Origin of the sequence: Marinifilum sp. JC120 (genome assembly GCA_004923195.1) — a bacterium.
Classification (GTDB): domain Bacteria; phylum Desulfobacterota; class Desulfovibrionia; order Desulfovibrionales; family Desulfovibrionaceae; genus Maridesulfovibrio.
Genome location: RDSB01000240.1, coordinates 1 through 387, shown reverse-complemented (window position 1 = coordinate 387; position 387 = coordinate 1). Strand labels below are relative to the sequence as shown.

1 protein-coding gene is annotated in these 387 nt (G+C 38.0%); it reads left to right on the top strand.

From position 1 onward, the window contains the following. Window positions 1-5 precede the first annotated feature (5 nt). On the top strand, window positions 6-387 hold a 382-nt coding region (locus D0S45_20955; GenBank protein TIH03134.1), incomplete at its 3' end, for a transposase.

Below are 387 nucleotides of genomic sequence, written 5' to 3'. Positions count from 1 at the left end.
CTCAAATAATTAAAAAAAACATAAGCCCATATTTAGCTTTTGGCAACTCATGGGATAATACTAAGGTTAAACTCCATCAGGTTGTCAAAGCAATTATATATCGCCTTAAAACAGGCTGTCAGTGGCGTGAGATACCAATAAAGCAATTTTTCAGAGTTAAGTACAGTTGGAATAGCATTTATGCCCATTACCGTAAATGGTGTAAAGATGGTAGTTGGGATAAGCTATGGCAAGTACTACTAGAAAAACATAAATCATCACTAGATATGTCATCTGTTCAACTAGACGGAACGCATACACCTGCCAAACGTGGCGGTGAAGCAGTTGGTTACCAGGGAAGAAAAAAGTGCAAGACAAGTAATATGCTTATTCTCTCCGACAGTAAGG